7 protein-coding genes, 1 tRNA gene and 1 pseudogene are annotated in these 8,744 nt (G+C 65.2%); 3 read left to right on the top strand and 6 right to left on the bottom strand.

All coding sequences use genetic code 11. From position 1 onward, the window contains the following. Window positions 1-151, bottom strand: a 151-nt coding sequence (locus tag AC1DRP_RS32075; protein WP_476770605.1) for an FAD-dependent oxidoreductase, incomplete at its 3' end; no start/stop codon positions are given. 116 nt (window positions 152-267) lie between these two features. On the opposite strand from AC1DRP_RS32075, the gene recJ reads away from it, so the two are divergent. Together recJ and AC1DRP_RS32065 are read left to right on the top strand one after the other, a co-directional pair. Continuing rightward, window positions 268-2,070, top strand: coding sequence for a single-stranded-DNA-specific exonuclease RecJ (gene recJ / locus AC1DRP_RS32070; protein WP_476770604.1), 1,803 nt, complete (start codon window positions 268-270; stop codon window positions 2,068-2,070). 131 nt (window positions 2,071-2,201) lie between these two features. Continuing rightward, window positions 2,202-2,276 (top strand) — tRNA-Glu (locus AC1DRP_RS32065). A gap of 229 nt (window positions 2,277-2,505) precedes the next feature. Here the strand turns inward: AC1DRP_RS32065 and AC1DRP_RS32060 are convergent. From AC1DRP_RS32060 to AC1DRP_RS32040, 5 genes and pseudogenes are all read right to left on the bottom strand, one after another. Next, window positions 2,506-3,180: an RraA family protein gene (locus tag AC1DRP_RS32060; protein ID WP_441490915.1), complete on the bottom strand. Its 675-nt coding sequence runs from the start codon at window positions 3,178-3,180 to the stop codon at window positions 2,506-2,508. Window positions 3,181-3,388: 208 nt separating this feature from the next. Further along, window positions 3,389-4,903 (bottom strand): tripartite tricarboxylate transporter permease, encoded by a 1,515-nt coding sequence (locus AC1DRP_RS32055; protein WP_441507044.1) that lies wholly within the window; start codon window positions 4,901-4,903, stop codon window positions 3,389-3,391. Between the two features lie 3 nt (window positions 4,904-4,906). After that, a complete protein-coding gene (locus AC1DRP_RS32050; protein ID WP_441490913.1) occupies window positions 4,907-5,362 on the bottom strand; it encodes a tripartite tricarboxylate transporter TctB family protein in 456 nt (151 codons plus the stop codon). Between the two features lie 349 nt (window positions 5,363-5,711). Further along, window positions 5,712-6,680, bottom strand: a complete 969-nt coding sequence (locus AC1DRP_RS32045; protein WP_441490912.1) for a Bug family tripartite tricarboxylate transporter substrate binding protein — start codon at window positions 6,678-6,680, stop codon at window positions 5,712-5,714. 154 nt (window positions 6,681-6,834) lie between these two features. Further along, window positions 6,835-7,734, bottom strand: a pseudogene (locus AC1DRP_RS32040) (hydroxyacid dehydrogenase); the annotation flags it as partial. 127 nt (window positions 7,735-7,861) lie between these two features. Here AC1DRP_RS32040 and AC1DRP_RS32035 point away from each other — a divergent pair. Then, window positions 7,862-8,744: LysR family transcriptional regulator (locus AC1DRP_RS32035; protein ID WP_476770603.1), on the top strand; the 883-nt coding region annotated here is incomplete at its 3' end.

Raw genomic sequence — 8,744 nt, 5'->3', positions numbered from 1 at the left:
CGCCAAAGGACCAGAAGGCCTGCCCGCCGAGCGACTGTTCCGGCTCCTGGTCGAGCAGGATGACCCTGCGCCCGGCATCGGCAAGCTCTGCCGTGGCGACGAGGCCGGCGAGGCCTGCCCCTATGACGATGACATCTGCATCGAGCGGCATGATCAGCCCCTTCGCCAGGCCATTTCCCCCGCAACCACTATGGCGACACCGTCTGCGGCGACAAGGCGGCCCGGCCCCGGTTGACGAATGGCCCGGGCTGCGCGAACCCCTTGGGTATGAATATGATTGCCCAGCGCCCTTTTCTCGGTGTCACCAGCTCGGCGCTCGGCCGCATCTGGCGTGATCGGCTCGATGCCGCAGGGCTCGGCCGTGCCGAGGCCCTCTCGCAGGTCGAAGGGCTCCCCGATATCGTGGCACGCGTGCTTGCCGGACGCGGCGTCGAGGCTGCCGATGCCATGCGCTATCTCGAGCCGAAGCTGCGCGATCTCCTGCCCGACCCCTCGACCCTGGTCGGCATGGATGCGGCTGCCGCGCGCCTGGCAAGCGCGGTTGCAACACGAGAGGCCGTCGCGATCTTCGGGGACTACGACGTCGACGGCGCCTGTTCCTCCGCCCTGCTGGCGGGTTTTCTGCGCGATGCCGGCGCCTGGCCGCGCATTCACATTCCGGACCGGCTGATCGAGGGGTACGGCCCCAACAGCGAAGCCATCCGCATGCTGGCCGCCGAGGGGGCGACGCTGCTCGTCACGGTCGATTGCGGCACGACCAGCCATGAACCGCTGGCAGAAGCGCGCCGGCTCGGCCTGGATGTCGTCGTGCTCGACCATCACCAGGCGCCTGAACAGCTTCCGCAGGTCGAGGCGCTGGTGAATCCGAACCGGCAGGACGATCTCTCGGGGCTCGGCCATCTCTGCGCCGCCGGGGTCGTTTTCCTGACGCTGGTCGCGACCGCCCGAGAACTGCGTCGGCAGGGCTTCTGGGCGCAGCGTGGCGCCGAGCCGGATCTGCTCGCCTCGCTTGATCTCGTCGCACTTGCGACCGTTGCCGATGTCGTGCCGCTCAAGGGGTTGAACCGCGCCTTCGTCCGGCAGGGCATCGCGATGCTGCGCGGCCGCACGCGGGCGGGCCTCGCGTCCTTGCTCGACGTCGCCGGGCTCGATGGCCCTGTTCAGCCCTGGCATCTCGGGTTCCTGCTCGGGCCGCGCATTAATGCGGGTGGACGCATCGGCGATGCCGGCCTTGGCGCGCGGCTGCTGATGACTGCCGACGAGATCGAGGCGCGCAGCATCGCCGCCGAACTCAACCGCCTGAATCAGGAGCGGCAGGAGATCGAGAAGCTCGCCGTCGAGGAGGCGGTGGCGCAGGCCGAGTACGCCTTGACGAAAGCTGAGGACCTGCCGGTCCTGCTGGCGCGTTCGGCCGACTGGCATCCCGGCATCGTCGGTCTCGTCGCGGCGCGCCTCAAGGAGCGTTTTCGCCGCCCAGCCTTTGCGCTGGCGCAGAACGGGGAGGGCGGCGCGACCGGCTCGGGCCGTTCGGTCGCCGGCGTCGATCTCGGCCGCGCCGTCAGGCAGGCGGTGGACGCGGGGCTTGCGGTGAAAGGCGGCGGCCACGCCATGGCGGCCGGCGTCACGCTGGCCCCGGGGCAGGATACGGCCTTCCATGCCTTTCTCGCCGAACGTCTCGCTCCGGAGGTCGCCCAGGCGCGCGAATCGGAATCGCTGCTCGTCGATGCGGCGATGAGCGCGGGCGGCGCCAATCCCCGCCTGCTGGCGGAAATCGAGAAGGCCGGCCCCTATGGCGCCGGCTGCCCCGAGCCCGTCTTCGTCTTTCCCTCGCATCGCCTGGTCGATGCCGTCGAGATCGGCAGCGGCGGCCATGTCAGGATCAAGCTCCGCAGCGGCGATGGCGCCACGATCGGCGGTATTGCCTTCCGCGTGGCCCAGGAACCGCTGGGCCGTGCGCTACTGGCCGCACGCGGCGAAAGCGTGCATCTGGCCGCAAGCCTCACCCTTAACCGCTGGGGCGGCAAGGAAACCGTGGAAGTGCGGGTGATCGATCTTGCCCGGGTGGTGTGAGCCCATCTGGCCTGTGCATGACTGCTATCTGGCGTCGAGAATTTGCCAAACTCAGGCTTGCCGATCCGGGAATGTCGCACTATAGCTCGCCCCGCTTCCGATGGGTTGCAACGAATTGCAACCGAAGCCTTGCGGCCTTCGTCTATCGGTTAGGACACCAGCCTTTCACGCTGGGGAGACGGGTTCGACTCCCGTAGGCCGCGCCACACTCCTTATGGGGTGTTAAATATCTGAAAAATCGGGATATTCGCTGAAGGGCGGCCGGGACGTGCCTACGATGCCCCCTTCGTGAGACGATTCTATTGTTGATCTCAGATACGAGCCACTGAGCCCGTCCTCGTGACCATCGGCTCGTCGCCGGGAACGAACGGCGTCATCTCCCCAGGCGGACGAGCCGACCGCGGGGGATGACGACGCGGGTGCAGCTTGCCGCTGTCAGGCTTCGATGGCGCATCCCAGGCGGGCAAGAGTTGCATCGATCCAACTCCGATCGTCCTTGCCCTCTTTGATCGCCAGCATCTTCTTTTCTTCCGCCTCGTGCTTCTTGCGCGCGGCTTCATAGATCGCGTCGGCGTGGTCGAAGGGCACACAGAGAATGCCGTCGTCATCGCCAATGACGAGATCGCCGGGCTCGATCACCATGCCCTCGATCGAGATCGGAACGTTGATCTCGCCCGGCCCGTCCTTGTAGGGGCCGCGATGGCTGATGCCCGCTGCGAAGATCGGCAGGTCGTTCTCGCGGATCCAGGCGGCATCGCGCACTGCTCCGTGGAGCACGATGCCGGCGATGCCACGCGTCTGCGCATGCGAGATCATGAGTTCGCCGATCAGCGAGTTCGTGAGATCGCCACCCGCATCCACGACGATGACATCACCGGGGGCGGCGAGATCGAGCGCCTTGTGGATCATCAGGTTGTCGCCGGGGCGTGTCTTGACGGTGATGGCCGGCCCGGCCATGACGCCGCCGCGATGAAGCGGGCGAAGCGAAGCGCCGCCCGCCGTCATCCGCGACATCGAATCGCTGACATTGGCCACCGGCAACGCGCGGAAACGCGCGATGAGGCTGCTGTCGACCTGGCGGCGACGCTTGAGAATCCGAAATCCGAGCATGAGCTATCCTTTGCTGTCTGCGCCAGCCAGCCGGGGTCGAGATGCATCCGTGGTGGCGCCGAGGGATTGCCCCGTTTGGGGCAATGACGGGCGAGGCCGGCTCGATCACGCTGCGTTTGGACGAAATCGTCAAAACGCAGAAAACGTGATCGAATCTAATAGTTTAGAGCATGCTGCGAAAAGCCGTTGCCACTTTTCGCAGCATGCTCTATGTCGCGCCGGCCTCTTCGCGGTCGACGCGCTCCTTGCCCCGGCGGATCGCGGGTAAGACCATGCTGCCGAGAAGCAGCATCGTCACGATGAGGAAGCCGAGGCTGATCGGGCTGGTGAGGAAGACCGTGAAATCGCCTTGCGACAGGAGCAGAGCGCGACGGATGCTCTCTTCCATCAGGGGGCCGAGCACGAAGCCGAGCACCAGGGGCGCAGGCGGGCAGTCGAGCTTGGCCAGAACGTAGCCGAGCACGCCGATGCCGGCACAGAGATAGACGTCGATCGCGCTGCCGTTGATGCTGTAATTGCCGACCGCGCAGAACATGATGATCGACGGGAAGAGCCAGCGATAAGGCACGCTCAGCAGCCGCACCCAGATTCCAACCAGCGGCAGGTTGAGCGCCACCAGCATGACGTTTCCGATGAACATGCTGGCGATGACGCCCCAGAACAGCTCCGGGTTGCGGGTCATGACCGTCGGTCCCGGCTGGACGCCGTTCATCACGAGCGCGCCGAGGATCAGCGCCATCGTGGCGCTTCCGGGAATTCCCAGCGTGAGCGTCGGTATGAAGGCCGTCTGGGCGGCGGCATTGTTCGCAGCCTCGGGAGCCGCGACGCCCTCGATCGCACCCTGACCGAAGCGCGAGGGATCCCGTGCCAGCTTCTTCTCGAGCATATAGGCCGAGAAGGACGAGATCGATGGACCGGTACCCGGCAGGATGCCGAAGAACGAACCGATCGCGGTTCCGCGCAGGGTCGGCAGGGTGATCGCCTTCAGATCGGACAAGCTTGGCATAAGTCCGGCGATATTCGCCTTGAAGATGCCGCGCTCTTCTTTTTGCTCCAGATTCATCACGACTTCCGACAAGGCGAATATGCCGACCGCCAGAACCGTGAAGCCGATGCCGTCGGCAAGTTCGGGCAGGCCGAACGTGTATCGTTCCATGCCCGAGTTCACGTCAGTGCCGATAAGGCCGAGGAGCAGGCCCACGACAACCATGGCAAGCGCCTTGAGCATGTCGCCATGCGACAGCACCGATGCCGAAACGAGCCCCATCACCATCAGCGAGAAATACTCAGGCGCGCCGAACTGCAGCGCCCATCCCGCGAGCGGCGTACCGAGCAGCACGATCAGCAGCGTGCCGATGCAGCCGGCAACGAAGGACGAAATCGCAGCCGTGGCGAGAGCTGCCCCGGCCCGGCCGTTCCGAGCCATCTGGTAGCCGTCGAGACATGTCACGGCCGACGACGTTTCGCCCGGCAGGTTGACGAGGATGGCGGTGGTGGAGCCGCCATACTGGGCGCCATAATAGATGCCCGACAGCATGATCAGCGCCGAGACCGGGGGGAGCCCGAAGGTTATCGGCAGCAGCATCGAGATCGTGACCAGCGGCCCGACCCCGGGCAGCACGCCGATCAGCGTTCCGAGCGCGACGCCCAGAAGGCAATAGGTCAGGTTCTGGACCGTCATGGCGACGCCGAACCCGAGCGCGAAATGTTCGAGCATCTCCATGGCTCAGAAATTCCAGGCGAAGAGCGGATAGGGCAGCTTCAGGCCCCAGATGAAGACGATCACGGCGAAAGAGCTCATCACGGCGGTCAGCACGAAGACTTCGCGCAGCCTGAACTCGTTGCCGGCATAGGCCGCGACCAGGAACATGAGCGCCAGCGCGGGCAGGAACCCAAGGCGCTCGATCGTGAAGCCGAACAGCACCATGGCCAGGGTCAGTAGGAAAAGCGGAGCCCAGGACCATGGACCGGCCAGGTTTCCGCCCTGCCTCAATCCCTTGATCAGGATGGCGACGCCGAACGCGATCAGCARGCCGCTCAGGATTTTTGGGAAATAGCCCGGCCCCATCCGCACCGTGCTGCCGAAGCGGTAATCGAGCGAGATATGGAGCGCGATCGAACCCAGGCCCATGAATAGGAGCCCGGACAGGACATCCTTGTTTCTCATCACATCCGATTTCATCAGGATCTCCATGCTCCGGCATCGGGGTCGCAACGAGCGGGCTTTCGGGGCCACGCCTTGGCGCAAACCCGGCAGCCAAAGGCCTCATTCCCGGATGGTCCCGGCCCTATATTGCCGGGCGAGCCAATCCGAGGATCTTGGTCTGGCTGCAGAGTGTCACGGCAGTTCAGGCCCGACCTTCAGGACCTCGCAATGGCTGCTTCACCGCGCCGATTGCGACCTGCCAGCCCTGAACACCGGAACAGGCGCTGATCGATGCCGCAGTGAGCCGCCTTTCGGGCAGGCGCCCGAGAGTGCAGGCGGCGCCGGCAATCCCGAGCGCAAGGCAATGGCCGCCGCCAACCCGGCCCTAGTCGTCAGCCTTGACGTCGGCGGTTTTGATGACCGCGGTCCATTTCGGCACGTCCGATTTGATCAGGGCGGAGAACTCCTGTGCGGTGCCGCCGATCGCCTCGGCGCCAGCCGCCCTGAGCTTCTCCTTCGTGTCCGGCATCTGCAGGATCTTGTTGATCTCGGTGTTCAGGCGCGCGACGATCGCGTGAGGCGTGCCGGCGGGGGCGGCCACGCCCCACCATGTCACGGCCTCAGAATCCTTGACGCCAAGCTCCTCGAAGGTCGGAACCTCCGGCAGGTCGGAGCTGCGGGCCTTCGCGAAGATCGCGAGCGGGCGCATCGTGCCCTCCTTGATATGAGACATCGCCGAGGGCACCGAGGCGACATAGACGTCGACGCGCCCGCCGAGGAGATCGGGAACGGCCTGCCCTGTGCCCTTGTAGGGCACGTGCAGGAACTTCACCGCAGTCCGCTGCTGCAGCAACTCGCCGGCAAGATGCGAGCTGGTTCCGACGCCGGGCGTCGCGAACTTAATGGCGTTGGGCTTGTCCTTTGCTGTGTTCAGGAGATCCCTGACCGACTTGATCGGCGAATCCTTGGCGACGACCATCACCTGCGGCGCCGACGCGGTGAGCGCGATCGGGGTGAAATCCGCGATCGGGTCGTAGTTCGCCTTTCCGAGGATTGGGTTGATGACCATGTTGGCGTTCTGCGCCAGCACGATCGTATAGCCGTCGGGCTTGGCCTTGCCGGCTAGGCCTAGRCCGACGCTGCCGCCGCTGCCGGGCTTGTTCTCGGGCACCACCGTCCAGCCGGTCGTTTCGCTGAGCTTGGCCGCCACGACCCTGGCCACGACATCGGTCCCGCCGCCGGGAGGAAATGGCACGATCATCCGGATGGCCTTGTCCGGATATTGCTGCGCATGCGCCACCGACGTCAGCGCCGATAGCGCCAGTCCCGCGAGGGCTTTGTAGGCAATCCTCATGTTCGTCTCCTCCCGGTTGTTTCTGTTTGCCCGGCTTCGTGCGCCAGGTTMATTCCGCAGCGAGTTCCGCGAGCCTTGCCAAGCTGCGTGCATCGGCTGCGTTGCCGTCCAGCACCGAAATGACGTGCTGGGCCGCAATTTCTGCCATGGCCTTGGCCGAACCCTGTGTCACGCCGGCGATATGCGGGGTCACGATCAGGTTGGGCAAAGTCCAGAGCGGGTTGTCCTTGGCTGGCGGCTCGAGCGYGAAACTGTCGAGGCCGGCGCCGGCGATCCTGCCCTCGCGCAGCGCCTCAAAGAGAGCCGGCTCACTGATCAGGCCACCGCGCGCCGTGTTGACGACGAAGGATGTCGGCTTCATCAGGCCGAAGCGCTCCGCATTGAGGAGATTTCGCGTCGCGTTGGTCAGCGGGCAATGCAAGCTGACGATATCGGCTTCCGCGAGCAGGCTTTCCAGATCACGATTGCCCCCGTTCCCAAACTGCGCGATCTCGCGTTGGGCATGGGGGTCGTGCATGATCACGGGCATGCCAAGCCCGGTGGCGATCCGCGCGACCTCCTGGCCGATCGCGCCGAAGCCGACAAGGCCCATCACGGTGCTGGCGATGTCCCGCCCTAGGAAACTGGGCTTCGGCCACTCGCCACCCTTCACGGCCCGATCGAGGCGAGGAATGTCCTTCAACAACGCCAGCGACAGCGCGATCGTGTGTTCGGCAACGGCGCGCGAGTTCGAGCCCATGGCGCGAATGACAGGGATATTCCGCGATGCCGCCGCGTGAAGATCGATGTTGTCGACGCCGACACCGTGCTTCGCGATGACCCTGAGCCTGGGCGAGGCGGCGATGATCGTGTCATCGACGCGGCCCTGTCGGACGATCAGCGCATCGACCTGCAGCTCGGCAACCCGCTGGGCCACGAGATCCGGCGCGGCATAGGCGGGCGAGAAGAAGACATCGACGTCATGGGCGTTGAGAAGCTGGATGGCGCCTTCGGCCAACCGGTCATGCGTGACAAGCACGCGTCTGCCACGCGTGGCGACACGGGTATCGATCATCGGTGCGTTTCCTCGTGGCGCTTTCTGTCCCCGGGTGATGCCAGGTGCCGCGCCTTCCCCAACACTATTGACCGATGGGCAGCCACTCGTATGCTGAAATAATGACATATATCGATGATCTTTCCGCATGAAACATCCGATCGACGGGGTCGAGGCGTTCATCCAGATCGCCGAGCTCGGCAGCTTCAACAAGGCGGCCGAAAAGCTGCATGTCACCCAGACCGGGCTGACGCGCCGCATCCAAAGGCTCGAGAGTCATGTCGGCCTCAAGCTGCTGGACCGCACGACCCGCACGGTGGCGCTGACGAGCATCGGCCGGGAGTTCCTGCCGGAGGCCAAGCGCATGGTCGACGAGGTCGGCCGATCCTTCGACCGGCTGAAGACGATCTCGCGCTTTTCTACAGGCGACATCGCGATCGCCTCGGTACCGTCGCTGATGTATGGGCGCCTGCCGCGCATTCTGCGGACCTATGCCGTGCAGCATCCGCATAATCGCGTCGAGATCCTCGACCGGACCAGCATCCTGGTCATCGAAGCAGTGCGCCGACGCCAGGCGGAGTTTGGCCTGCATGTGCAGCCGCCGAACCAGCCGGACCTCCATAACGAGGTCCTGGTTCGCGATCCCTTCGTCGCCTATTGCCGCACCGACCACCCGCTCGCCGGAAAAGCGGCCATAGCCTGGGCAGAACTTGCGGATTTCGACCTGATCACGCTCGGCGGCAGCAGCGGCAACAGGCTGCTCATGGAAGCCCAGCTCGCCCGCTCAGGCATCGAGGTCAGGACCAAGTTCGTCGTCGAGTACTTCTCGAGCGCGATCGGGCTGGCGTCCGAAGGTCTGGGCGTGGCGATCCTGGTCGCCTCGATCGTCGAGAACCTGCGCCCGGACCTCGCCCAGATCCCGCTGGTGGACCCCGTCATCGACCGGCCAGTCTCCGTGATCCGGCGGCACGGGGAAACGCTGACCCCGGCGGCACAGGCTCTCTATAGCCTGATCGCGCGCGACCTGGGCC

It is taken from the genome of Allobosea sp. 01N443 (assembly GCF_056399325.1).
This window is presented reverse-complemented; position numbering and strand designations above follow the sequence as displayed.